Here is a 24,964-nt window from a genome sequence, read left to right on the forward strand (position 1 = left end):
ACTGCGCGCGGCATGACCGTCAGCGCCCGCGGGTACCGAAGATCGAGCGCGAGATCTGGTTGATCAGCTCTCGACCCGCGCTGCGGGCCAAGGACTTGGTGGTGGAGGAGGTGAGAATCTCCTCCACCACCGACTTGTCCTTCTTGGTGCTCGTGCGCCGGGGGGCGGCCTCCGCCTTCTTGGCGGCAGCGTCGGCCTTGGCCTGAGCCTCCGCCTGCGCGGCGGCGGCCGCGGCCGCAGAGCTCGCCTCGACCCGAGCCGCGAGCAGTTCGTACGCGCTCTCACGGTCCGTCTCCACCGCGTACTTCGCCTCGCCGTCGCTCGCATTGATGACGGCGGTCACGGCCTCCGCGGGGGCGGCGTCCATCGACCCGCGGGGAGCCCGCAGCCGCGTCCACGCCACAGGGGTTGGCGCACCCTTCTCGCTGAGCACCGTCACCACGGCCTCACCGGTCGCGAGCGAGGTCAGCACCTTCTCGAGGTCGTACGGCGAGGTGGGGTAGGTGCGTACGGCGGCCTTCAAAGCGTCGGCGTCCTGGGGCGTGAAGGCGCGCAACGCGTGCTGGACGCGGGAACCCAACTGGCCAAGAACGTCGGCCGGGATGTCTTTGGGGCTTTGCGTGACGAAGAACACGCCAACGCCCTTGGAGCGGATGAGGCGCACGGTCTGCGTGACCTGTGTGAGGAACTCCTTGGACGCGTCGGTGAAGAGCAGGTGCGCCTCGTCGAAGAAGAAGACGAGCTTGGGCTTGTCGAGGTCGCCCACCTCGGGCAGATCGGCGAAGAGGTCGGCGAGCAGCCACATGAGGAACGTCGAGAACAGCGCGGGGCGGTCCTGGAGCGACGGCAGTTCGAGCGCGGAGATCACGCCGCGCCCGTCGGCGCCGACCGCGAGCAGGTCCTTGGTGTCGAAGGCGGGCTCGCCAAAGAACTCCTCCGCGCCCTGGGTTTCGAGCGCGGAGATCTCCCGCAGGATCACGCCCGCGGTGGCGGGCGAGACGCCGCCGATGCCCTGCAACTCGTCCTTACCCTCCTTGGACGTGAGGTAAGCGATCACCGAGCGGAGGTCCTTGAGGTCAAGCAGCGCGAGCTTGTTGGTGTCCGCCCAGTGGAAGATCAGGCTCAGCGAGCTCTCCTGGGTGTCGTTGAGGCCGAGCACCTTGCTCAGCAGCAGCGGCCCAAAGTCGGTGACGGTGGTGCGGATGGGCACGCCTGTGCCGATGCCGCCAAGGCTGTAGAACTCCATGGGGTACGACGCCGGCGACCAGTCCTGCCCGATGTCCGCCGCGCGCTTGGCGATGAAGTCCTGCGGCTCGCCGTCGATGGCCATGCCCGTAAGGTCGCCCTTGATGTCGGCGGCGAAGACCGGCACGCCCTGCTCGCTGAGGCCTTCGGCCATGAGCTGGAGCGTGCGCGTCTTGCCCGTGCCTGTGGCACCTGCGACTAGGCCGTGGCGGTTGAGCATCGCGAGGGGGATGGCGACCTGGGCGGATTCGGTGGCATCCGCGCCCTGTACCAGGGCGCCTAGTTTGAGGGTGGGGCCGTCGAACGTGTAACCGGCGGCGACCTCTTGGGCGAATTCCGCGGAGTTGGGGTCCGTTGTCATGCCTGCAAATCTACCGGGGGCCCGACGCTGGGGTTGGGTGCCGTACGAATATGAACCGGACGCTCTCGGCAGTTCTCTACGTGGGCGCGCTCGTGGCGACGGTTGTCGTGGCAGACCTGCTGTTCTTCAGAGACGACGGATGGGCGCGGCTCGTGATGAACGCGGCGATTGTGGCGGTGTTCTTGGTGGTGGGGATGCGGGTGCTTCGTAGGCGGAGGCCTTAGCGGTTCACGGTCTGGACGATCCCGTCGGATCGATATAAGGTAACTTATATGAATCTGGAGCTCGAGGCGGTGACGGACGCGGCTCGCGGCGCTCGCATCGCCACTGCCCGCCGCGACTCCGCGGTCGCAACGGCCCTCCTCCATGGCGCGACGCAGGCCGACGTTGCTCGCGCCGCGGGCGTCAGCCAGCCGGCGATCTCTCAGGTCATCGCCCGCAGGCGCGCGCGCACGCTTGGCGCGGCGTGGACCATCCCCGTGCTGGCGGCGCACCTGCAGGACCATCCCGAGGACTCCGCGAATGAGGTGGTCCGTGCATGTGCGCAGTTCTCGTCAGACTTCCGCGCCCTGACCGACCCGGTCGAGCAGGAGATCGCCCTGGGCGCGCCTACGCCGACCGGGGTTGAGCGCCTTGATGCGCTCGTTGCGGGGCTCGCCGACTACGAAGCGTGGCGCGCGCACTTGCCTACCCCCGCGTGGACGATCTCGCCTCGTTACACGATGTTCCCGTCGTGGATAGTCGCTCCCACGGAGGGCCTCAAGGCGTGGGTCGTTCGCCACACCCCTCCGCAGTTCGCGGTTCGTGGCGTCTATCTTGACTCGCGGGACCTGGAATCTGTCTGATGAAAGAACTGAACAGAGAGTCCATCGTGGCGCTGCTTACCGAGCTGGGTGCGCGTCTGCACGCCAGAGGGCTGACCGCGAACGTCTATCTGGTCGGCGGCGCGGCCATGCTTCTCGCATACGGGCGCGAGACCATGACTCGCGACATCGACGCGATCTTCGAGCCCAAATCAGTGGTCTACGACGAGGCGCGAGCGATGGCGGCGGAGAATGACGCGCTGGGCAACGATTGGCTCAACGACGCGGTCAAGGGCTTCGTGCGCGGTCCCGACCCGGGCGCGCCCAGGGTGGTCCTCGTCGCAGACGGAATCTCGGTCCAGGTCGCATCCCCCAAACGGTTGTTGGCGATGAAGGTCGGGGCCGCGCGGGTGGGGCGCGACACCGACGACATCCTCTTGCTGGCCCGCGAGGTGGGCGCCGAGTCGATTGAGGAAGTCCTCGACATCGCCTACGCGGAGTACGGGGAAAGCCTTCTACCGCGCTCGCGATTCATCGTCGCGGAACTGCTAGATGGGGTCCTTCCTGAGCGCAGCCCTTGACGATGCATCTTCGTCCGTCGCGGCGAGACGGACTAGGCATGCTGAGCTGACTTGGAAGTTCCTAGAACGAGGGAACACAGGTGCCCGCGCTAGGCCCTGCGACTTCGCGCAGGGTGACGCTCAGCCTTTCCCGTCATCGTGCAGCTCGTCATAGAGCTCGTCGTAGAGCATCTTGTGGACGGCCTCGACGTTGGGGATATCGTCGAACTCGAGCGGATCGTCTGATGCGGACTCGATGATCAAGGTTCCCGTCTTGAACATGCGATCAATCACCCCGTGGCGGAACTGCACCGAGTTGATCCTGGCCATCGGGATGTCGATGCCCTGACGCGTGAAGACGCCGGTGCGGAACATGATGCGGCGGTCGGTGATGACGAAATGCGTGGTGAACCAGCGGATGAAGGGCACGAAGCCCCACAGCACCGCGACCACGAGCCAGCCAAGAACGATCGCAATCGTCAGCACCGTGTTCATCGTCGAGTCGGAGTCGCCGAGCAGCGTGTAGAGCCAGATGGCGAGGGCTGTACCCAGCAGGAACAGCAGCCCAGAACCGATGAGCCGCTTCCAGTGAGGGCGCGCGTTGACGATGATGTGCTCGCCCGCGGCGAGGTGGTCCTCTGGGTACCCCATGTTCGGCAATCTATCAGCCACGTCGGACGGAAAACAGGTTGTGACGCGGTGGAAACACAGCGGCCGTAGGCTCGGAACATGTCGCACGACGTCTCCGAGACCCCGTGGACTCGTTATGCGCCCGTGCAGGCGTGGGACGAGGCCATGGACGTCAAGGGAAAGGTGCGCGAGCCGTACGCCCGCGTCTATGCGGAAATCGACCGCATGTCCGGCGACGACCTCTACGCCCGAGCAGAATCCTTGGCCAACACCTACCTCGCCCAAGGCGTCACCTTTGACCACGCTGGCGAGGAGCGGCCGTTCCCGCTCGACATCGTCCCAAGAGTCGTGGGCGCCGATGAATGGGACATCATCTCGCCCGGCGTGGCCCAGCGCGTCAAGACGCTCGAGGCCTTCCTCGCCGACGTCTACGGCTCGCAGCACTGCGTCAACGACGGCATTGTCCCCAGGCGCCTCATAGCTTCAAGCCAGTACTTCTACCGGTCCGTCGCGGGCATCGAGCCCACCAACGGCGTCCGCGTGCACATCGCGGGCATCGACCTTGTGCGCGACCAGCACGGGATCTGGCGAGTGCTTGAGGACAACGTGCGCGTGCCGTCGGGCGTGAGCTACGTCCTCTCCAACCGCCGTGCGATGTCCCAGATGTTCCCCGAGCTCTTTGGCGCGATGGGGGTGCGCCCCGTGCTCGAGTACTCGCAGCGCCTCCGCTCCGCCCTCGCGAAGGCCGCGCCGGAGGACGTCGATGACCCCACGATCGTCGTTCTCACCCCGGGCGTCTACAACTCCGCGTACTACGAGCACTCGCTGCTCGCGCGGACCATGGGCGTGGAGCTCGTCGAGGGCCGCGACCTCGAGTGCCACAACGGCCGCGTCTACATGCGCACCACCGCCGGGCGGCGCCGCGTGGACGTCATCTACCGCCGCGTGGACGACGACTTCCTGGACCCCGTGGCCTTCCGCAGCGACTCCACGCTCGGCGCCCCTGGCCTCATCAACGCGGCCCGACTCGGCAACGTGACGCTCGCCAACGCGGTGGGCAACGGCGTTGCCGACGACAAGCTCATCTACACGTACATGCCCGACCTCACCCGGTATTACCTGGGGGAAGAGCCCATCCTGCCCAACGTGGACACGTGGCGGCTTGAGGAGCCCGACGCTAGGGAAGAGGTGCTGGATCGCCTGGATGAGCTTGTGGTCAAGCCGGTAGACGGGGCAGGTGGCAAGGGTGTGCTGATCGGCACCAAAGCCTCGCGCGAGGAACTCGACGCGGCACGCGCGCAGATCCTCGAGGACCCGCGCGGGTGGATCGCCCAGCCCGTTGTGCAGCTGAGCACCGTGCCAACGCTCACCGAGGAGGGGCTCGAGCCGCGCCACGTGGACCTGCGGCCTTTCGCCGTGAACGATGGCAGCGACGTGTGGGTGCTCCCCGGCGGCCTCACGCGGGTGGCGCTCGCCAAGGGGCAGCTCATCGTCAACTCGTCTCAGGGCGGCGGGTCGAAGGACACGTGGGTGCTCGGCGGTGTGCGGCATCGCGGCTCGATGTCCCCGCCGCCGGAGAGCCGCGTGGAGTTCTCGGGTGTGGCCGCGGTGCCGCAGGCCGCCCACCCCGACGACTACGCGGGCCAGCAGCAGGCGCAGCAGCAACAGCAGGGGAGGGACCAATGCTGAGCCGCATCGCCGAGTCCCTGTTCTGGATAGGCCGCTACGTGGAGCGGGCCGACAACACGGCCCGCCTCCTGGACGTGCACCTCAACGTGCTGCTGGAAGACCCGTGGGTGGATGAGCCGAGCGCCAACGCCTCGCTGCTCAACGTCATGAACTGCGAGTTCACGGCTCCCGTGAGCCGCCGCGACGTGCTCCAGGCGCTCGCGTTCGACGCTACCAAGGCCTCCTCGATCGCCGGAACCTTGACTGCAGCCCGCGAGAACGCCAGGAGAGCCCGCGAGGTCATCTCCACCGAGGTGTGGGAGTCCCTCAACACCACCCGCAACCAGTTGCCGCGCTGGTCCAGCTCCGCCCGCCCCCACGAGTACTTCGTGTGGGTGCGCGAGCGCGCCGCCGTGGTGTGGGGACTCAGCTCCGCCACCACCAGCAGGGATGACGCCTGGCACTTCATGGAGCTGGGCCGTTCGCTGGAGCGCGCGGACATGATCGCGCGCCTGCTCATGACCCGCCACTTCGAGGGCACCACGGGCCCCAACTGGACCACGCTGCTGCGCTCGTGCAGCGCCCACGAGGCCTACCTGCGCACCGTGCGCGCCCTCGTCACCGAGGAGCGCGCCGCCGAGTTCCTCCTGGTAGACCGCCTGTTCCCGCGGTCCATCGCCTACAGCCTCGCGAAGGCGGAGGACACCCTGAGCCTCATCGAGGGCGCGTCGAACAACCGCGCGCTGAGCGACCGCGCGCGGCTCGCCCTTGGAAGAGCGAGGACCAACCTCGAGTACCGCGACGTCCGCGAGATCCTCAATAACCTGCCCGAGCAAATGCGGGAGGTACAGCGGGCCTGTGCCCTAGCGTCGGACCTTATTCGCGACCGCTACTTCCTCCCAGCCTCCACGGTGCTGTGGAACCAGGAGGCGCTGTAGATGACGACCCTGCGCATAGAGCACAAGACCTCGTTCACCTATGAGAACGAGGTCGTCTCCTCCTACAACGAGGCGCGGCTGACGCCCGCGTGGCTCCCGCGCCAGCGCGTGCTGGAGTCGCGCATCGAGATCAACCCGATGACCTGGCGTCAGACGTACAGGGACTACTGGGAGACGGACGTGACAGTCTTCGAGGTGCTGCAGCCGCACCAGGCGCTCTCGGTGCTCGGCACGTCGCTCGTGGAGGTGGGATCGCTGCCGTCACGCGAGGACCGGGCAACGTGGGACGCGATCACGGGACCGCGATTCCAGGATCTGTTGTGCGAGTACCTCGTGAACACGCCCACCACGGAACCGACGGAGCAGCTGCTCACCTTCGCCGCGGAGGCCGCGCACAAGGGCACCCCGGACGAGACGGCGCGCGCCATCTGCGACTACCTCTACGACGAGGTCAAGTACGTCTCCGGCGTGACCTCCGTCCACACGCCGGCTGCGCACGCGTGGGAGGGCCGCTCCGGGGTGTGTCAGGACTTCGCGCACCTCGCGATCGGCGCGCTGCGCTCTGTAGGAATCCCCGCCCGATACGTCTCCGGATACCTGCACCCCAAACGCGACGCGGCCATCGGCGAGCGGGTGCGAGGGGAGTCCCACGCGTGGGTGGAGTGGTGGACCGGCGACTGGTTCGGCTTTGATCCCACCAACGACCGCGAGGTCGGCGATCACCACGTGGTGGTGGGCAGGGGCCGCGAATACGGCGACGTGCCGCCCCTCACGGGCGTGGTGGCGGGGTCCACGAAGACGCTGAGCGTGTCCGTGGACATCACTCAGACCGCCTAAGGCCCGACGCCGGGGCTGGCTTGCGCGGTTCCGTTTGCGTGCTTCGCGGTGTGGCGCTACGTTCGTTCCACCTGGCATCGCGGCCAGGGGGGGTCTGTCAGGAATTCTGTGTAAGTGATTCGGCGTGATGCCACGGCTTGGGGCTGTGGTGGAAGGACGATCACATCATGGACGATATCGACAGGGAGGTCCCGCCGCCAGGGTTGCCGGCGCCGCGGGAGCCTGACATGCAGCGCCTGGCCGAAGAGCTTGTGGCGTCCGCGCAGCAGCGGGGGTTGGAGCTCACCGGTGAGGATGGGCTGCTGACGGCGCTGACGAAGCAGATTTTGCAGTCGGCGCTGAACGCGGAGATGGCCGCTCATTTGGGGTATGACAAGCATGACCCGATGGGTCGTGATGGCGGCAACTCGCGTAACGGGTATGGGGTCAAGACCGTGACGACGGACGTGGGCAAGGTCACGATCGAGGTCCCCAGGGACCGGGAGGGGACGTTTGAGCCGCAGATCGTGCCTAAACGCCAACGTCGCCTGAAGGGCTTCGATGAGGCGGTCATCTCGCTGTATGGCAAGGGCATGACCACGGGTGACATTTGTGCGCACTTGGAAGAGGTGTATGACACCACGATCTCCAGGGATCTGGTGTCGACGGTGACCGCGCAGGTGCTGGAGGACATGCGTTCGTGGTTGTCCAGGCCGCTGGATCAGGTGTATCCCGTGATCCTCATTGACGCAATCTTCCTCAAGGTCCGCTCGGGCACGGTCGCGAATCGTCCCTGCTATGTGGCCATGGGGGTGAACCTGGATGGTCAACGCGACGTGCTGGGACTGTGGATGGGACCGTCCGGTGGGGAGGGTGCGAAACAGTGGATGAACATGCTGACAGAGCTGAAGAACCGTGGCATTGTCGACGTATGCATCGTGTGCTGCGACGGCCTCAAAGGGCTCCCGGCCGCGATCGAAGCGATCTGGCCCCAAGCGACCGTGCAAACCTGTGTCGTGCACCTGGTGCGCCAATCCTTGCGGTACTCGTCGACGAAACACTGGCAGAGCATCACCCCGCAACTACGCCGCATCTACACCGCCCCGACCCTGGAAGCTGCCGAGGACGAGTTCGCTCAGTTCACCGAACGGTGGCTGACGTTGTATCCGGCGATGATCAACATGTGGCGCGCGTACTGGCCCCAGTTCATCCCGTTCCTGGACTTCCCACCCCAGATCCGCTCGATGATCTACACCACCAACGCCATCGAGTCTTTGAACGCCCGCTTCCGTGCGGCCCTGCGACGGCGCGGACACTTCCCCGACGAACAATCAGCGATGAAGGTCCTTTATCTGGCGTGCATCGCCAGGGACAAGCACCTCAAAGCCGGTGGAACCAACCCCACCGGCCAAGTCAGAAACTGGAAAGAAATCCTCAACGTCCTGCTGCTGACCTACGGCGACAGGCTCTACCCCACCAACTAGCCGATGACACTTACACAGAAAAACCGACAGACCCAGGAGGCAGCGGTTGGCCTGCGCAACGGACAGATTCACGCAGCTACTGTGGGGGAGGTACGGGCAGCAGGGGGTACGGTAGTTCGCGCGGAAACTGCGGCGAATCCCGGCCATTGCCTCATCGGGGGTTGCACGGCGCAAACGTTCGTTGGGGTATTCCACCAAATGCCAAACCCCGCAAAATGAGAGCAGGATGATGATTCCTGAAGAAGTCTTAACGATGCTCGAGCAACTTTCGAATAAGTGCGATCCCGCACCTTGGACCGCGTTTGTCGAGGGAAGGGACGGACTCTCGTTCGCAAGTTTCATCCAGGCGGGCGAAGGAGACAGCCGCGGAGAAGACGTCTACGTCAGGCGGGACAGCGGTCCAGCGAGTGCCGATCTCCTCGACTTCGTCGCGGCCGCAAGAACTTGGCTCCCCGAACTTGTCGCGGAGATTCGACAGGCACGCGGCGCGTGAGTCCACGCCGCGGGCGTCACGTCGCCGAGTGTTCGATGCCCCCAGGGGAGATTGCTGACCGCTCAACCGCGCCGTGAATGAGATCACCTTCCCGACAGGGGATCTGACCCCGGCCTACTGCGCCACCGTCTTGGCCGCACTGGTCTTCCCCAACGGGTAGTAGCCCGACTTGTGCGCGGTGATGGTCACCGTGAGCTTCTTGCCCTTGTCCGCGCTCGCGACCTTGTACGTGTACTTGGTGGCTCCCGAGGGGTCTGTCGGTTTTTCTGTGTAAGTGTCATCGGCTAGTTGGTGGGGTAGAGCCTGTCGCCGTAGGTCAGCAGCGGGACGTTGAGGAATTCTTTCCAGTTTCTGACTTGGCCGGTGGGGTTGGTTCCGCCGGCTTTGAGGTGCTTGTCTTTGGCGATGCACGCCGGGTAGAGGACCTTTGACGTGTCCCCCGTTGGGTGGAGTCCTAGCATCGGGTTGAGGCCCGAGGATTGGAGTCCTGACCCACTTGGCCTGGGCCCCTCAACTTCGCGGCGCAGTTGGACAGACCTGACTGGGAGTTTGACCGCGCCTACTTCGCGACAGTTTTCGCGGCGCTGAGTTTGCCAAGAGGGTAGTAGCCCGACTTGTGCCCAGTGATGGTCACCGTGAGCTTCTTGCCCTTGTCCGCGCTGGTGACCTTGTACGTGTACTTAGTCGCTCCCGAGATCTTCGCCCCATTGCGGTACCACTGATACGTGAACGAGGTCGCCGCCGGCGTCCACGGACCCGTCACGGCCGTGAGCGTCTTGCCCGCCTTCGCTGTGCCGATGATGTAGCTCGTCGGCGGCTTGGAGAACTCAAGGTAGACCGATCTCGCCGCCGAGGTCTTCGAGTCCGTGCCGTACCCGGACTTCTTCGCGGTCACCTTGACGGTGATCTTCTTGCCCTTGTCCGCCGCCGTGACCTTGTAGGTGCTCTTGGTCGCCTTGGAAATGGCCACGCCATCGCGGTACCACTGGTAACTGAGAGCCGGCTTTGGCGACCACGTTCCTGGCTTGGCGGTCAGCGTCTTGCCCGCGCGCGCCGTCCCGGAGATCGTGGGCTTTGGCGCCTTCGCGAAGAACTTGGGCATCGTCACTTGCGCCGAGGTCTTCGAAACGGACGGGTAGTCCGCCTTGGTCGCGGTCACCTTGACGCTGATCTTCTTGGTCGAATCGGACGACGTCAGCTTGTAGGTCTTCTTGGTGGCGCCGGAGATCGCGGTGCCGTTGCGGTACCACTGATATGTGAACGCGTCAGGGGTGGCCTTCCAGGTTCCCACCGCCGCCGTCAGCGTGTTCGCGAGGCCCTTGACGCCCGTGAAAGTGGGCGTTGGCGTGGTCGTGAAGTGCCGGGTGGCGCTGAGTACCACGTCGATTCCCGTGACGGGACCGCTCCCGTTCACCACCACGGGCGTGGCGTCGGCGACCTCATACGCGTCGTTGTAGTACTCCCGGACAAACGCCTCGTGGTACTTGTCGAAGAACAGCACCGTGTAGCTGCCCGGCGGCACCGGATCGGAACTCCAGTTGCCCGTGGCAGGATCCACGCGCACATTGCTGGCCGTGTACCCCGTGCTGGAGAGCGTGATTCTTGTGTTCGCGAGCACCTGCTGGGGGTCCGCGACGCCGGTGAGCGACACGTGGCCAGAGATCGGCTGGCCGGCGGCGAGCGTCACCGCGCCGAGGTCCATGTCGCCGGAGGGCGACGAGAGAGAGGTGGCGTAGGTCTGCGGCACCAGGCCCGGCCCGCCCACGGTTGCCCCGTAGTACGAGACGCGCGGCAGACCCGCGATGGACCACGCCCCCGTGCTTGGGTTCACGGTGGCCGACGGGGCGGTTGAGTAGTACTCAGACGTCAGCTTCACCTTCGCGCCGGCGAGAAGGCCGGGGTCAACCCCGGACGCGAGTTCAACGGTGCCCGAAACGGTGAAGGACGGATACGCGACGAGGTTCCGCGTGAAGCTCACGGATCCAGACGTGGCGGCGAAGCCATACGAGGCAGGCTCGTCGAGGTAAGCGCCATCGAACACGCTCGCGATGTTGGGGTACACCGCGCCGCCGCCCGAGCCGTTGTAGCTCGTCGCGTCCATGCGCAGGGTGTAGGAACCGGGGATCATGCCCACGATGGCGTAGGCGCCGGTGGTGCCGTCCCCCGTGGCGCGGTACTGGACCCCGTAGGGGCCCGTCGCCGTGACCTGTGCCCCCTGCATGTCCGCAGCCGTGAGGGGCGCCACCGGATACAGCGTGCCGCGGAGAATCGCCCCGTAGTCGAGATCGATGTTCTTGCCGGTGGCGCTGGCGCCATCGATCACGATGGGGGAGCGGTCATCCCAGTTGTAGGTGCCGCCGTAGTACTCCGTGACGAGGTTGGGGCCCTCTCCAGTGCCGCCGGGCGGGTACGCGTACGCCTTCAGGGTGTACGTGCCGTTGTCCAGCCCCGCGAACGAGAACGCGCCGTTCGCAGCGTTGGCCTTGACGGTGAAGGTCGTGTCGCCCTGAATGCTGACGTAGATCTGGTCGCGCCACGCTTCGTCGACTCCGGCCGGCAGCGTCACCGCCCCTGAGATGGTGTACGTGTCCGCCGCGGCGGGAGCCGATGCGGCCACCGCCAGCCCCATTGCCATGCCCATCATTGCCAGTGCAGCAGTGACCCGTCGCCCCACAATTCCTCCTCAGCCGCGCGCGGACGCGCCCTCCATGCGCCGTTGGGTTCAGGCTATGGGGCGTGGTTCGCGGTCGACAGGGCCGCGCGCACAGTTGAGACCAGCGTGAGACTGCCCGACGCCGTGGCCCGGTCCGCTACTTGGCGACCGTCTTGGCCGCGCTCGCCTTGGCGACGGTCAGGTACCCGGACTTCTTGCCCGTGACCTTCACCGTGATCTTCTTGCCCTTGTCGCTCTTGGTGAGCTTGTACGTCGACTTGGTTGCGCCCGAGATCTTCGCGCCGTTGCGGTACCACTGGTAGGAGTACGAGGGCGTGGGCTTCCACGTGCCGTGGTGCGCCGAGAGGACGTTGCCGGCCCTGGCGGTGCCCGTGATCGTAGGCGTGGGCGTTGCGCTGAAGACCTTGGGGATGTTGACCGCGGCCGAGGTGCGCGAGGCGCTGGGGCAGCGGTCGGCCGCTGCCGTCACCGTGAGGGTGATGGCGTGCCCGCGGTCCTTGGTCTTGATGACGTAAGTGGCGTTGGTCGCGCCGGCGATCGCTGCGCCGTCGCGCTTCCACTGATACGTGAAGGTGACGGTTGTGGGGCCAGACCAGAATCCCGTTGACGAGCCGAGCGTTCCGCCTGCGGCCAGCGACTTCACCGTGATGACCGGATTGGGCGTGAGGGTGAAGTGCCCGGTGCGGCTCAGCTCGGCATTGACGTTCTTGACCTCTTTGCCTTCCACCACGATGGTGGTGGCCTCCGCGGAGGTGTACACGTCGTCGTAGTACTCGGCAAGCAGTTGGCCGTCGCCGCCGATGACACTTGATGTCCCGAACGACACGGTGTAGGTCCCGTTCGGCAGGTTGTCAATCTTGAACTCACCGTCGCCTTCGGCGACTTCGGAGAGCATGACGGTGCTGGACTCGGCAGTCACCACGATGCCGTCGAGCGTGCTGTCGGTGAGAGCCGGGTCCAGGGTGACTTTTCCCGAAATAGAGCCTTTGTCCGAGTCGGCAGAGGCGGGCTCGGCCAACCCCAAGCCCAACGCCACAATTGACAGTCCTGCCAACCACAGCGCCAGGCGCCCAAAGCGCGGCCGACGCATGCGTTTCCCCTCCATTACGAACTCGACCCAACGCTACCTGTGGGCGCGCGCCAGGGATAGGGGAGCGTCGGGCCGTGTGAAAAACTCCCCACGACCAGGCACGACGCTGTCCCGGTATGGCTATTTTGCGACGGTTTTCGAGGCGCTCGTCTTGGTGACCGTGAGGTAGCCGGTGCGCTTTCCCGTCACCTTCACGGTGATCTTCTTGCCCTTGTCGCTCGAGGTGAGCTTGTAGGTGGACTTGGTCGCGCCCGGGATCGCCTTGCCGTTGCGGTACCACTGGTAGGTCTTCGTGGGCGTGGGGGACCACGTGCCAACCTTCACGGCAATGGTGTGCCCGGACTTGAGTGTGCCGCTGATGGTGGGCGTGGGCGCCTTCGAGAACTCGTAGTAGATCGTCTTCGCTGCTGACGTCATTGGGACGGTCCCGTAGCCGGTCTTCTTGCCTGTGACGACCACCGTTATCTTCTTGCCGCGGTCGCTCGTGGTGAGCTTGTACGTGGACTTGGTGGCCCCCGAGATCTTGGAGCCGCTGCGGTACCACTGGTACGTGAGAGTTGCGCTCGGGGACCAGGTTCCGGCCTTGGCGGTGAGGGTATAGCCGGAGCGCAGAGTGCCGGAGATCGTGGGGGTCGGCGCGGTGGTGAAGAACTTCGGCGTCGTCACTTGTGCGGAGTTCTTGGTGAGCTCCTCGTAGCCAAGCCTCGAGCCGGTCACCTCCACCCAGATCGTTGTGTTCGCGTCTTCGGGGGCAAGCGTGTAGGTGGAGCCGGTCGCGTCAGGAAGGAGGATTCCGTCGCGGTACCACTCGTATGTGAAGGCCGTGGGAGCCGGAATCCAGGTGCCGTTCGCAACGGTGAGCGCTCTGCCAGTGGCGAAGGTGCCGGACAGCGACGGCAGGGTGGTGACCGTGAACGACGCGGGCGCGATCTCGATGCCCGGCGCGGTGGCGGTCGTATCCGCGAAGCCGTTCAGGGATCCCGTGATCTGTACGGAGACAATGTGCCCGGAGTCACCCGCAACCGTGGTGTAGATGCGCGCCGTGGCGCCGGTGATGGGCGTGCCGTCGCGGAGCCACTGGTACTTGAAGAACACTCCCACCGCCCACGTGCCCTCGCGGGCGGTGAGCGACTGGCCCATGACGCTCGAGCCGCTGATGCCTGGGCTGCCCGCGCTCAAGGGCGGCTTGGTTGGCGTCACCGCGTTGGACGACTGGCTCGTCTTGGGGAAATAGAAGGCCCGGTAGCCCATGACCTGCACGGTCAGGGCCTTGCCCACATCCTGAGTGGTGACCGTGTAGGTCTTGGACTGGCCTGGGTTTCCTTCGTCAGTAATGGCGATGCCGTTGCGGTACCACTGGTACTCGAACGTCGCCGGCGTGGGGCTCCAAGCGCCCTCTTCCGCGGTGAGCACGTCGCCCGGCACGGCGCTCGTGGGAATCTGCGGCGTGCCTGCGGAGAGGAAATTGACCCGGGCCTGAACGCCCGTGCTTGCCGTGGTGCCGTCCGCGTAGCCGGGCGTCGAGAAGGTCGCCACCGCCCTCAGGGTGCAGCCGCCGTCGGTCACGCCCGTGACGGTGTGCGTGGGGTCGGTCGCGCCCGGGATGGGGTTGTTGTTGCACGTCCACTGCCACGACACGTCTTGCGGGGTTGGCGTCACGCCGGCGAGAGATGCGCTGAGCGGGGCCTCGCCCTCATTCGCCGTGCCGGTGACCGTGACCACGCCGCCGCTAAATGTGGCCACGATGGGCGTCACCACATTGGACGTCGTCGCGGTGTCGACGTAGCCCGCCCTGTGGGCGGTGACCCGCACCGTGATCGGCTGGCCGATGTCCTCCACCTGCACGGTGTAAGTCTCGCCCACGCCGATCTCGGTTGCGCCGCGGAACCACTGGTAGGTGGTGGTGTCCGAGCAGGCGACCACGTGCCGAGCGTCACGTTCAGGTCGTCGCCGAACTTCGCGGTCATGGGGATGCTTGGGTTGGGCGCAGCCGTGAAGACGCTCGGAACGTGCTTGGCGTCGCTGGTGGTTGACCCGTCCGCGTAGCCCGCCTTCGAGTAGGTGGCAACCGCCGTGATGGCGCAGCCGGCGTCTGCGACGGTGAGCGCATACGTGTTGGTGGTGGCGCCGTCGATCGCGACGTCGTTGCACTGCCACACCCACGTCGTGCTCGTGGGGTCTGGCGCAACGTCCGTGAGCGAGGCGGAGAGCGTCTCGCCGAACGCGGCCGTGCCTGTGATCCAAGCTGTGCCGCCGGTGAACGTTGCCGCGATAGGCGTCACAACATTCGAGGTCACCGTGGTGTCGACATACCCGGCCCGATGAGCGGTGACCTTGACGGTGATGGCCGCGCCAACGTCGTCCGGCTGCAGCGTATAGGTGCTGTCAGAGCCCACCTCTGTGGTGCCGCGGAGCCACTGGTAGGTGAAGTCATCCGCCGCTGGACTCCAGTCGCCCAACGTCACCGAGAGCGTGTCACCGAACCCCGCCGTGGAGGGGATGGTGGGGGTAGGCGTCGCGCCGAAATAGCTGGGAATGTGACTCGCGCTGCTCGTCGCCGTGCCATCCGTGTAGCCCTCCTTGGAGAAGGTGGCTACTGCCGTGATCGAGCAGCCTGCGTCAGCAGAGGTGACCACATACGTGCTCGCCGTAGCGCCGTCGATCGCGACATCGTTGCACTGCCACACCCACGAGGTGGTCGTGGGGTCTGGGGCAACGTCCGTGAGTGAGGCGGAGAGCGTCTCGCCGACCGAAGGGGTGCCTGAGGTCGACGCCGTGCCTCCGGTGAACGTCGCCGCAACAGGCGCCACCGCGTTCGAGGTCACCGTGGTGTCGATGTACCCGTCCTTGTGCGCCGTGACCTTGACAGTGATTGGCTCACCGAGGTCCGCCACCTGGACGGTGTAGGTGCTCTCGGACCCGATCTCCGTGGCGCCGCGGAACCACAGGTAAGAGAAGGTGGTCGGGGTGGGGTCCCACGTGCCAACGGTCACGCCGAGCGTGTCGCCGAACGACGCGGTCGAGGGAATCTCGGGGTCCGGCGACAGGGCGAACGGTACGTCTGGCACGTCCGCAAACGCCAGAGCGGCGTCAATCGAGTCGAGCTGGTCGCCATCGACGACCCCTACTTGGCTCGGGTAGTCCTGCGAAGCGAGGTCGACCTCGACCTGGCCACCCTCCCCGTCGTCGTACGCGCTCACCACGAACGATACGTTGTACGAGCCCGGTAGGAGCTGGGAGAACGAGTACGAGCCGTCGTCGGCGATCGGCGTCGTGCGCGAGGCAGGGCCAGAGACCTGGACCGTCACGCCGCGCCACCACCCGGCATCCGCTTCGTCGAGAGGAGCCGTGACGTGGCCCGCAACGGTGGCGCCGACGCTCGCGTACCCGTCGATCCCGTCAGTGGTGGAGTCCGCCACAACCGTGACAGCCACGGCCAGCGCTACATCGTGGGTGCCGGGGTAGTACACCGTCAGATAATCCGCCGGGCCATCACTTGCGAACGGATTCGGCCCGAACACGACCACGTAGTCGCCCGGAGCGAGGTCGTCGATGAGGTAGTCGCCGTTCTCATCCGGATAGGTCTCAAAGTCCGTGCCGGTGTCGACGCTGTGCGCGGACACCTTGAGGCCGGTCCACCAGTCGCCTACTGCGCCGGCCGGGGCGGTGACCGTTCCGGAGATCGCGCCGTTGCCGTCGGACGCGTGGGCCGGGTCGAACGCCGCCAAGCCAACGAGCACAAGGGCCGCGGTGGTCGCGACAACGATCGCGCGCGCGAGCGCTTTCGGAACGGCAAAGCCGAGACCGGTCAAGGAGACTCCCGGGGAACCCTCAGTTCGTGCCGCGTTTGCGGCCTTTGGTCGGACAGTAACGGTGGCCCGAAAGGGTGTCTACGGAGTGTGACGACCTCCATATTCGTACGCAGGAAGCCAAAATGGGACTTACCGGACATCCAAGGCGACCGCCGTGCGAGCGCGAGGGCAGCGTCGGGCCGTCACTAGAATGCTGGGGTGAGTTCCGAGGCCCAGGCAACTGAAGACCGCAGCGACATCGACCGCTATGACTTCCGCGCGCTCGAGGAGCGGTGGCTCCCCGTGTGGCGTGAGACGCAGCCGTTCAAGTCGGGCCGCGAGGGAGACGCGCGGCCAACCAAGTACGTGCTCGACATGTTCCCGTACCCCTCCGGCGACCTGCACATGGGCCACGCGGAGGCGTACGCGCTCGGCGACGTGATCGCGCGCTACTGGATTCAGCGCGGCTACAACGTGCTTCACCCCATCGGCTGGGACAGCTTTGGCCTGCCCGCGGAGAACGCCGCGATCAAGCGCGGCATCGACCCCGCAGGCTGGACCGAGGACAACATCGCACAGCAGCGTGCCTCGATGGAGCGCTACGCGTGCAGCTTTGATTGGGATCGCGTGCTCGCCACGCACCGCCCCGACTACTACCAGTGGAACCAGTGGCTGTTTACCAGGCTCTTTGAGCGCGGGTTGGCGTACCGCAAGCCGTCGCTTGTGAACTGGTGCCCCAAGGACCAGACCGTGCTCGCAAACGAGCAGGTGGTGAATGGGCTGTGCGAGCGCTGCGACACGCCAGTCACCAAGAAGAAGCTCACGCAGTGGTACTTCAAGGTCACCGACTACGCGGATCGCCTGCTCGACGACCTCGACACCCTGCAGGCCACGTGGCCGTCAAAGGTCATCGCGATGCAGCGCAACTGGATCGGCCGCTCTCGCGGCGCGGACGTCAAGTTCGTGATCGAGGGCCGCGACGAGCCCGTGGACATCTACACCACGCGCCCGGACACGCTGTACGGCGCCACGTTCTTTGTGGTCGCCGCGGACAGTGACCTGGCCGCGGAACTTGCCGCGGAGGCGCCCGACGCTGTTCGGAATGAGTTCGACGCCTACCTTGAGCGCGTCAAGGCTTCCAATGAGATCGAGCGGCTCTCCACCGACCGGCCCAAGACGGGCGTCTTCCTGGAGCGGTTCGCGATCAACCCGGTGAATGGCGAGCGCCTGCCGATCTGGGCGTCGGACTACGTGCTCGCCGACTATGGCCACGGCGCCATCATGGCCGTGCCCGCTCACGACCAGCGCGACCTCGACTTCGCGCTCGCGATGGGGCTGCCGGTGATTCCGGTTGTCGACGTGCGCGGCGAGGACGGCGAGCCGCTTCCCGACCCCGCCGCGAGCGGAATCGCCACGGGCGGCGAAGGGGTGATGATCAACTCCGGCCCGCTCGACGGCCTGCCGAAGTCGGAGGCGATCGCGACGATCATCGCGCGCCTCGAGGCCGACGGCGTTGGCACCTCCGCGGTGAACTTCCGGCTTCGCGACTGGCTCATCTCGCGCCAGCGGTATTGGGGCACGCCGATCCCGATCATCCACTGCGAGGAGCACGGCGAGGTTCCGGTCCCCGATGACCAGTTGCCCGTGCTGCTGCCTCCCACGGAGGGGCTGGACCTGAAGCCGAAGGGCCAGTCGCCGCTCGCCGCGGCGACCGACTGGGTCAACACCACGTGCCCCGTGTGCGGCCGTCCTGCCCTCAGGGACACGGACACGATGGATACGTTCGTGGACTCGTCCTGGTACTTCCTGCGCTACCTGTCGCCGTCCAAGACAGACGGACCGTTTGACCTGCTAGAGGCCAAGAAGTGGGCGCCCGTTGACCAGTACGTGGGCGGGGTGACGCACGCGATCCTGCACCTCCTCTACGCGCGCTTCTTCACCAAGGCGCTGCACGACATGGGGCTCGTCGACTTCGAGGAGCCGTTCGCCGCGCTGCTGAACCAGGGCATGGTGGGCATGAACGGCTCTGCGATGTCCAAGAGCCGCGGCAACCTGGTGCGCCTGAGCGAGCAGCTCGACGAGTACGGGGTTGACGCCATCCGCCTGACGATGGCGTTCGCCGCCCCCCCGGAGGACGACATCGACTGGGCGGACGTGTCGCCGACCGGATCCGCGAAGTTCCTCGCCCGTGCCTGGCGGCTCGCGCGCGACGTGACGTCGGAGCCTGGGGTGGACCCGGAAACGGGCGATGCGAAGCTGCGCGCGGTGACCCACCGCACCCTCGCGGACTGCGCGGAGCTCGTGGAGCACTTCCGCTTCAACGTGGTCGTGGCGCGCGTCATGGAACTCGTGAACGCGACCCGCAAGGCCATCGACAGCGGCGCCGGGCCGGCGGACCCCGCCGTGCGGGAGGCCGCCGAGGCGGTCGCCATCCTGCTGAGCCTGTTCGCGCCGTACTGCGCCGAGGACATGTGGGCGATGCTCGGCCACGAGAACGTCGCGCTCGCCGGCTACCCGGCCTGGGACGAGGCGCTGCTCGTGCAGGAGTCGGTGACGTGCGTGGTGCAGATTCGCGGCAAGGTGCGCGCGCGCCTTGAGGTGCCCCCGTCGATCGACGAGCACGCCCTGCGCGAGCTTGCCCTCGCCGAGCCGGTGATTGTGCGCGCGCTCGATGGCGCCGAGGTTCGCACGGTGATTGTGCGTGCTCCGGGACTCGTGAACATCGTCCCGGTCTAGTGCGGTGACACCGTGCGCGTTGCACAGCGGCCCGCACGTCACTAGCGTGGCGCCATGACGCCGACGGTCGCCGTTGTGACCGACTCCGCGGCCTCGCTGCCTGCAGGTCTCGCGCAGAAGTGGGGCGTCCGCGTGGTGCCGCTGCAGGTGATCGTCGACGGCGTGTCCCACGCCGAGGGCGCGGAGATCTCGCCGGACCAGGTGCTCGCGCATCTCCAGGCCGGCGCGAGCGTCACCACGTCTCAGCCGAACGCCGCCGCCTTTGACGAGGCGTACGCGGAGGCCGCCGCGGCGGGTGCCACCGCGGTCGTGGCCGTCATCCTCTCGGCAAAGCTCTCGGGGACGGCGTCCGTGGCGCAGGCGGCGGCGGCCAATGCCGCCGTGCCCGTGACCGTCGTGGACTCGGGGACGGTCGCGATGGCCGTGGGCTACGCGGCGATTGCGGCGGCCGCCCTCGCCGCGACCGGTGCCGACGCCGACGCCGTGGCCGCCGAGGCGCGCAGGGTCTGCGCCTCATCCGTGTGCATGTTCACCGTGGACTCCCTGGACGCGCTGCGCAGGGGTGGGCGGTTGTCGCCGACCGCCGCCGCGCTCGGCAAGGCGCTCGGCGTCCGCCCCATTCTTGAGGTTCGCGACGGCGAAGTGGTGCTGCTCGATCGCGTGCGCAGCACCGCCCGCGCCCGTGCCGCTCTCATCGAGTGCGCGGAGGAGGCGATCGCGGAGCGGCTCAGGCCCGCGGTCGCCGTCATGGCGCTCGGCGAGGGCGACTACCTGGAGGACGCCGCCCGCGCCATCGAGGCGTCGAGCCCTCGCGTCGCGATGACGGTGCGCACGACCGTCTCCGCGGTGCTGTCCGCGCACGCCGGGCCCGGCGCGCTCGCGGTGGTGGTCGTGGACCTGCCAGAGCGCGTTCTGTAGCCGCGTCCCCAAACCACGGCCCGACGGCGGTCATCCCCAGGCGCCCCCGGCACCTTGGTGAGGGGTGCGGCTTGGGCTCCTAACGTCGGCCTGGTGACGGAGACAGACTCACGCTGGCAGGACTCGCTTGCCGCGGCCGCGGCGCGCGCCTACGAGGCGGCGCACGGCTCGGCGATTCCGGAGACGCGCCGCGGACTGCGGCTGCGCATGACGTGGCGGCAGGCAGTGGCGGGCGCGCTGTGTCTCGCGATACTTGCGGGCGGTGCATGGTGGTTTACCAGGCCCGACGCCGTGGGGGCCGTGCCCTTGGCAGAGGCGAGCGTCGGGCCGAGCGAGGACGCGGTCGGGCTCGTAGTGGACGTCTCTGGGGCGGTGGAGGCGCCAGGGCTCGTGGAGCTGACGATGGGTGCGCGCGTCGCTGATGCGATCGATGCCGCCGGCGGTGCGAGCGCGGACGCCGTGCTCGACGACCTCAACCTCGCCCGGCACCTCAACGACGGCGAGCAGATCGTGGTGCCGCGCAAGGGAGACGCCGAGGCGGCGGAAGGGGGCGGCCCCGTGAACCTGAATCGCGCGAACGCCGAGCAGCTTGAGCAGCTGCCGGGCGTGGGTCCCGTGCTCGCGGAGCGCATCGTCGCCGATCGCGAGGCGAACGGGCCGTTCGCTTCGGTCGAGGACCTTGGGCGAGTGCAGGGGGTCGGCGATGCGATCGTCGGCGCGCTCGCCGACCTCGCCACCGTGTGACGTGTCGCCGCACGACGCTCGGCTCGCTCCCGCGGCAGGCGCGGCATGGCTCGCGGCCGCGTGCGCGTGGCGTCAGTGGGGCTGGTGGCCCGTTCTTGCGGTGTGCATCGCGCTCGCGCTCGGGACGTTCCGGCGGTCCGCGCGCCCGGCCATGCTCCTCGCCGCGCTCGCGGGACTAGCGGGGCTCTTCGCGGGGAGCCTGGCGGTCGGCGCGGCACGGCCGGTCATGGACGCCGTGGGGTCGAGTGCTGAGCTCCTAGGGGTCGCGGAGACCGATGCCGCGCCCGGAACCGCCGGTCCCACGGAAGGGCTGTGGCGGGTGGAGGTGACAATCCGGTCGGTCGACGGCGTCCCGGCGAGGGCGCGAGTCGTGGTCTGGGGGGACGAGCAGTGGTCGAGAGTTGCGCGCGGCCAGCGGCTCGAGCTGCGCGGCGAGTTGGCCCCTGCCGATGGGGGCGCGGTGGCGCTCATGTGGCGGCCGCGGATGGTCTTGGCGTCGCCGGCGAGGGGGCTCGATGCCGCCGTCGCCGGACTGAGGGACGGTCTGAGGGACGCGACCGAAGGGCTACCCGAGCGCCTGCGTCCACTCACCCGCGGCATGGTGATCGGGGACGACTCGGGTATGGCGGCCGGCCAGCGGGCGCAGATGTCGTGGGCGGGTCTGACGCACCTCACGGCCGTGTCCGGCTCGCACTTCGCGATCGTGCTCGTTGCCGTGACGGCTCTATTGCGCGCGTTGACGCGGTCGCGTCGGCTGGTCGCGATCGTGACCGGGGCCGCGATGGGGCTGTTGGTGTGCCTTGTGTTCCCCGAGCCGTCGGTGGTGCGCGCGGCCACGATGGCCGCGGCCATCTGCGCCGCGCTGTGGTGGGGCCGGCCGGCGCAGGCGCTGCCCGCCCTCAGCTGCGGAGTCGTGGCCGTTGCGGTGCTGGATCCGCGCCTGTCGTGCGAGCCGGGATTCGCGATGTCCGTGGCTGCGGTCGCCGCGATCGCCCTGTGGGCGCCCCCGCTTGCCAAGCGGTTTGAACGCTCGCTTGCGCCATCGCTCGCCCACCCCCTCGCCGTGTGCTTCGCGGCCCAGGCGGCGGTGCTGCCACTGCTCGCCCTCATCGGCGGGGAGTCTCGCCCTGGGCGGTGGCGGCGAATCTCGCGGTCGGCTGGTGCGCCGCCCCGATCACGCTCATCGGTCTCGCCGCGCTCGTGGTTGCTCCCGTGAGCGCGCCGCTCGCTCACCTGCTCGCCATGATCGCCGGGTGGTGCACCTGGCCCGTCGACGCGGCGGCTCGCGCCGCCGCCCAGCTTCCTGGGGCCGAACTATCGGTGCCGCCGGGAGCGATAGGGGCGGCAGCGTCGGGCCTTGCGGTGGCGATATGCGTGGCCCTGACGTTCGCCGCGCGACTCAAGCTGAGGATGCCCGTGCTCGCTGGAGTCGCGGTGCTCGCGGCGATCGCGGTCCCGCTGGTTCCGAGACTCGTCGCGCCGCATGGGCCGGGCGACTGGATCGTGGTCGCGTGCGACGTGGGGCAGGGCGACGGCATGCTGCTGAGGTCGGGGCCGAGGTCCGCGGTGTTGATCGATGTTGGGCCGGAGGACGGGCCGGGTCCCGCATGCCTGCGGCGCTACGGGGTGACGCGCATCGATCTGCTGATCATCACGCACCCCCATGCGGACCACGAGGGGGCATTGCCGCAGGTACTGGGGCAGATTCCTATCACCCAGGCGTGGATCTCTCCCGCGGAGAACGAGGAGCCGACGGCCGCGACGAGAGCGCTCGAAGCTAGTGGAGTGCCCATCACCGTTGTTCACACGGGCGCTCGCGCCAAGGTGGGAGCGGTGACGGTGACCGCCCTTGCGCCCGACGGCGATGCGGTGGGCGAGGGCAGTACGGGGCTGAACGACGCGAGCATCGCGACCCTGTCCACCGTGGAGGGCGTCACGGTGCTTGGTCTGGGGGACCTCGAGCGCGAGGGCCAACGGGAGCTTGCGCGGCGCCTGGGGCCGATCGTGGTCGACGTGGTCAAGGTGCCGCACCACGGTTCCGACCGGCAGGAGCCTGAACTCGCGGCATTGGTTAGCGCGCGCGTCGCCATCGTCAGCGTCGGCGCGCACAACACGTACGGCCATCCCTCTCCTGACGCGCTCACGCTCTGGGGCGCGAGAGCGGGCGTGCTGGTGCGCACGGACGCGTGCGGGGATGTCGTCATCACGCCGGGGCCGGCGCTCGTGACCTCGTGTCCCAGCGGCATGGCAGGCTAGGCGCATGGCTGTGAAGGCACAGGTGGAACCGACGTGGCACAGCGCCAGGCCGGCGCCGGTGGTGCTCGTCTACGGCCCGGAGGACGTGCTCGGCGAGCGGGCGATCGGCCTCATCGCGCACGCCATGGACCAGGCGGGATCGGCGCCGACCGTGACGCGGCTCGACGCCGCCGCCTACCACGCCGGTGACCTGTTGGCCGCGACGAGCCCCCTCGCTGTTCGCCGAGCCCGGGCTCGTGGTCGTTGAGGGCGCGGAGGCGATGACGGATGCGTTCCTCGCCGACGCCCTCGCCTACGTCTCGGCTCCCGATCCCGAGGTGGTGGTCGTCGTTCGCCACCGGGGCGGCGTGCGCGGCAAGCGGCTCCTTGACGCCATGCGCGGGAGCGCCGTCGAGTACACGTGCCCAGCGGTCACGAAGGATGCGGACCTCGTGTCGTTCGTGACGAGCGAGTTCAGCCGCGCTGGGAGGCGCATCTCCGCCTCGGCCGTACGCGCCCTTGTCGACTCGGTGGGTGCGGACATCGCCGAACTTGCCGCGGCGTCGGCGCAGCTCATGAGCGATGTCGATGGCGCGATTGACGACGACGTGGTCGCCAAGTACTACGGAACACGCGTGAACGCCACCGGATACGCGGTCGCCGACGCGGCGGTCGCCGGCGACTCGGTGCGCGCCGTGTCGCTTGCGCGCCACGCGATCGAGACGGGCACCGATCCCGTGCCGCTCATCGCCGCGCTCGCGTCCAAGCTCCGCACCCTCGTGAAGGTCGGCGCCGCGCGCGGACGTGGCGGCCTGGACCCGCGCGAGCTTGGCCTGGCGCCATGGCAGGTGGACCGCGCCCGCAAGGAGCTCGTGAAGTGGGACGCAAACCGTCTCGCGTTGGCGATCGAGGCCGTCGCCCAGGCGGATGCCGACGTCAAAGGCGCATCGAGGGCCCCGGCGTTCGCGCTCGAGCGTGTGGTGCGGACCGTCGCTGAGCTGGCGGGCTAGTGAAGTGACGGCGAAAGGCTTCGTGCGAGTCGACGCCGGCGCTGCGGAAGCAGAGTTCGACGCAATTGTTGTACCTCGAACCGCGCGCGTTGAGACTGCGGTGATGACCAACTCGGCCGACGCACTGCTCGCCGGGTTGAGTGCTTCGGGATGACTTGATGGACGAAAGGGAACAACGGGCGTTGATGCGGCCCGCGCCCGCTTCGCAAGTGGCCATGTCGATCGGCGTGATCGCCTTGGGGCTCTGCGTCTTGGCCTTCACTACCGGCCTTACGGGACTCTCAACCGTCGTGGCCCCCGCGGTCTTGTCGCTCCCATGCGGTTTCGTGTGGAATGCCGTCTGCAATCAGGGTGCATGGCTGTTCGATCGGGCGATCGTTCTTGAGGCCGTCATGGGTCGCGCGGTGATTCCGCTTGAGGACGTTATTGAGGTCCACATAGATGAGGCGATGACGACGCTGGGGGTGAGGACAGCGGATCACTACGTGGTGCAGAGCCTTGCGACGCCCCTGGCTCTCAACATGCCGGCGGGCGCACGCGATCGCACCGTGAGGCTGTTTCGCAACCGCAACATCAGATGCGTGTGGCATGACGGTTTGGCCGACGTCTACCGAGTTGCCTCGGCGACCTCACCGTTCATGTGGCCAGGAGCGGTATTGGGCACACTCCGTCGCCCCTTGGTGTGGGGATCCGTATTGGCCGGGCTCGCGTACGGATCGATCCTGCTGTGGGCTGCGAGTGCAGGGTAACGAGCTTGATCGGGGTCAG

22 protein-coding genes are annotated in these 24,964 nt (G+C 67.5%); 15 read left to right on the plus strand and 7 right to left on the minus strand.

Going from position 1 to position 24,964, the window contains the following annotated elements:
• Nucleotides 1-19: 19 nt before the first annotated feature.
• Entirely contained in the window at nucleotides 20-1,606 is a 1,587-nt protein-coding gene (locus NVV57_10335; GenBank protein ID MCR6713053.1) for a DUF853 domain-containing protein, read from the minus strand.
• 50 nt (nucleotides 1,607-1,656) lie between these two features.
• Between NVV57_10335 and NVV57_10340 the strand changes: the two genes are divergently transcribed.
• Genes NVV57_10340 through NVV57_10350 form a run of 3 tightly spaced genes read left to right on the plus strand, consistent with a single transcriptional unit; the run spans nucleotide 1,657 to nucleotide 2,990 of the window.
• Nucleotides 1,657-1,830, plus strand: a complete 174-nt coding sequence (locus NVV57_10340) for a hypothetical protein (protein ID MCR6713054.1) — start codon at nucleotides 1,657-1,659, stop codon at nucleotides 1,828-1,830.
• 48 nt (nucleotides 1,831-1,878) lie between these two features.
• Nucleotides 1,879-2,451: a helix-turn-helix domain-containing protein gene (locus tag NVV57_10345; GenBank protein ID MCR6713055.1), complete on the plus strand. Its 573-nt coding sequence runs from the start codon at nucleotides 1,879-1,881 to the stop codon at nucleotides 2,449-2,451.
• A complete protein-coding gene (locus tag NVV57_10350) occupies nucleotides 2,451-2,990 on the plus strand; it encodes a DUF6036 family nucleotidyltransferase (GenBank protein ID MCR6713056.1) in 540 nt (179 codons plus the stop codon). The genes NVV57_10345 and NVV57_10350 overlap by 1 nt, the downstream gene beginning before the upstream one ends.
• 120 nt (nucleotides 2,991-3,110) lie before the next feature.
• On the opposite strand, the gene NVV57_10355 is transcribed toward NVV57_10350, so the two are convergent.
• Nucleotides 3,111-3,620 carry a PH domain-containing protein gene (locus NVV57_10355; protein ID MCR6713057.1) on the minus strand — a complete coding sequence of 170 codons (510 nt, stop codon included), beginning with the start codon at nucleotides 3,618-3,620 and terminating at the stop codon, nucleotides 3,111-3,113.
• Nucleotides 3,621-3,764: 144 nt separating this feature from the next.
• Here NVV57_10355 and NVV57_10360 point away from each other — a divergent pair, with 144 nt between their 5' ends.
• The 4 genes from NVV57_10360 (at nucleotide 3,765) to NVV57_10375 (ending at nucleotide 8,505) form a co-directional block, all read left to right on the plus strand.
• A complete protein-coding gene (locus tag NVV57_10360; protein MCR6713058.1) occupies nucleotides 3,765-5,288 on the plus strand; it encodes a circularly permuted type 2 ATP-grasp protein in 1,524 nt (507 codons plus the stop codon).
• Nucleotides 5,282-6,205: an alpha-E domain-containing protein gene (locus NVV57_10365; GenBank protein MCR6713059.1), complete on the plus strand. Its 924-nt coding sequence runs from the start codon at nucleotides 5,282-5,284 to the stop codon at nucleotides 6,203-6,205. The genes NVV57_10360 and NVV57_10365 overlap by 7 nt, the downstream gene beginning before the upstream one ends.
• Nucleotides 6,206-7,042, plus strand: a complete 837-nt coding sequence (locus NVV57_10370; GenBank protein MCR6713060.1) for a transglutaminase family protein — start codon at nucleotides 6,206-6,208, stop codon at nucleotides 7,040-7,042.
• Nucleotides 7,043-7,209: 167 nt separating this feature from the next.
• On the plus strand, nucleotides 7,210-8,505 hold the full coding sequence (locus NVV57_10375) for an IS256 family transposase (GenBank protein ID MCR6713061.1): 1,296 nt from the start codon (nucleotides 7,210-7,212) through the stop codon (nucleotides 8,503-8,505).
• Nucleotides 8,506-9,282: 777 nt separating this feature from the next.
• On the opposite strand, the gene NVV57_10380 is transcribed toward NVV57_10375, so the two are convergent.
• The 5 genes from NVV57_10380 to NVV57_10400 form a co-directional block, all read right to left on the minus strand.
• Nucleotides 9,283-9,459: a hypothetical protein gene (locus tag NVV57_10380; protein MCR6713062.1), complete on the minus strand. Its 177-nt coding sequence runs from the start codon at nucleotides 9,457-9,459 to the stop codon at nucleotides 9,283-9,285.
• Nucleotides 9,460-9,557: 98 nt separating this feature from the next.
• Nucleotides 9,558-11,642, minus strand: a complete 2,085-nt coding sequence (locus tag NVV57_10385; protein MCR6713063.1) for a hypothetical protein — start codon at nucleotides 11,640-11,642, stop codon at nucleotides 9,558-9,560.
• A gap of 166 nt (nucleotides 11,643-11,808) precedes the next feature.
• Entirely contained in the window at nucleotides 11,809-12,777 is a 969-nt protein-coding gene (locus NVV57_10390; protein MCR6713064.1) for a hypothetical protein, read from the minus strand.
• A 105-nt stretch (nucleotides 12,778-12,882) separates the two neighbouring features.
• Entirely contained in the window at nucleotides 12,883-14,625 is a 1,743-nt protein-coding gene (locus tag NVV57_10395; protein ID MCR6713065.1) for a hypothetical protein, read from the minus strand.
• Complete coding sequence (locus NVV57_10400) at nucleotides 14,514-16,574, minus strand: carboxypeptidase-like regulatory domain-containing protein (protein MCR6713066.1); 2,061 nt, start codon at nucleotides 16,572-16,574, stop codon at nucleotides 14,514-14,516. The genes NVV57_10395 and NVV57_10400 overlap by 112 nt, the downstream gene beginning before the upstream one ends.
• A 198-nt stretch (nucleotides 16,575-16,772) precedes the next feature.
• Here NVV57_10400 and leuS point away from each other — a divergent pair, with 198 nt between their 5' ends.
• The 8 genes from leuS (at nucleotide 16,773) to NVV57_10440 (ending at nucleotide 24,945) form a co-directional block, all read left to right on the plus strand.
• Nucleotides 16,773-19,289 carry a leucine--tRNA ligase gene (leuS, locus tag NVV57_10405; GenBank protein ID MCR6713067.1) on the plus strand — a complete coding sequence of 839 codons (2,517 nt, stop codon included), beginning with the start codon at nucleotides 16,773-16,775 and terminating at the stop codon, nucleotides 19,287-19,289.
• Nucleotides 19,290-19,343: 54 nt separating this feature from the next.
• Nucleotides 19,344-20,207: a DegV family protein gene (locus NVV57_10410; protein ID MCR6713068.1), complete on the plus strand. Its 864-nt coding sequence runs from the start codon at nucleotides 19,344-19,346 to the stop codon at nucleotides 20,205-20,207.
• Nucleotides 20,208-20,300: 93 nt separating this feature from the next.
• Complete coding sequence (locus NVV57_10415) at nucleotides 20,301-20,951, plus strand: ComEA family DNA-binding protein (protein ID MCR6713069.1); 651 nt, start codon at nucleotides 20,301-20,303, stop codon at nucleotides 20,949-20,951.
• A gap of 1 nt (nucleotide 20,952) precedes the next feature.
• Complete coding sequence (locus NVV57_10420; protein ID MCR6713070.1) at nucleotides 20,953-22,167, plus strand: ComEC/Rec2 family competence protein; 1,215 nt, start codon at nucleotides 20,953-20,955, stop codon at nucleotides 22,165-22,167.
• Nucleotides 22,164-23,207, plus strand: a complete 1,044-nt coding sequence (locus NVV57_10425) for an MBL fold metallo-hydrolase (GenBank protein MCR6713071.1) — start codon at nucleotides 22,164-22,166, stop codon at nucleotides 23,205-23,207. The genes NVV57_10420 and NVV57_10425 overlap by 4 nt, the downstream gene beginning before the upstream one ends.
• Nucleotides 23,208-23,211: 4 nt before the next feature.
• Nucleotides 23,212-23,454 carry a hypothetical protein gene (locus NVV57_10430; GenBank protein MCR6713072.1) on the plus strand — a complete coding sequence of 81 codons (243 nt, stop codon included), beginning with the start codon at nucleotides 23,212-23,214 and terminating at the stop codon, nucleotides 23,452-23,454.
• A 13-nt stretch (nucleotides 23,455-23,467) separates the two neighbouring features.
• Nucleotides 23,468-24,196, plus strand: coding sequence for a DNA polymerase III subunit delta (locus NVV57_10435; protein ID MCR6713073.1), 729 nt, complete (start codon nucleotides 23,468-23,470; stop codon nucleotides 24,194-24,196).
• 158 nt (nucleotides 24,197-24,354) lie between these two features.
• A complete protein-coding gene (locus NVV57_10440) occupies nucleotides 24,355-24,945 on the plus strand; it encodes a hypothetical protein (protein MCR6713074.1) in 591 nt (196 codons plus the stop codon).
• Nucleotides 24,946-24,964: the final 19 nt, after the last annotated feature.

The organism is Demequina sp., assembly GCA_024707205.1.
In the GTDB taxonomy this organism is placed as follows: Bacteria; Actinomycetota; Actinomycetes; order Actinomycetales; family Demequinaceae; genus Demequina.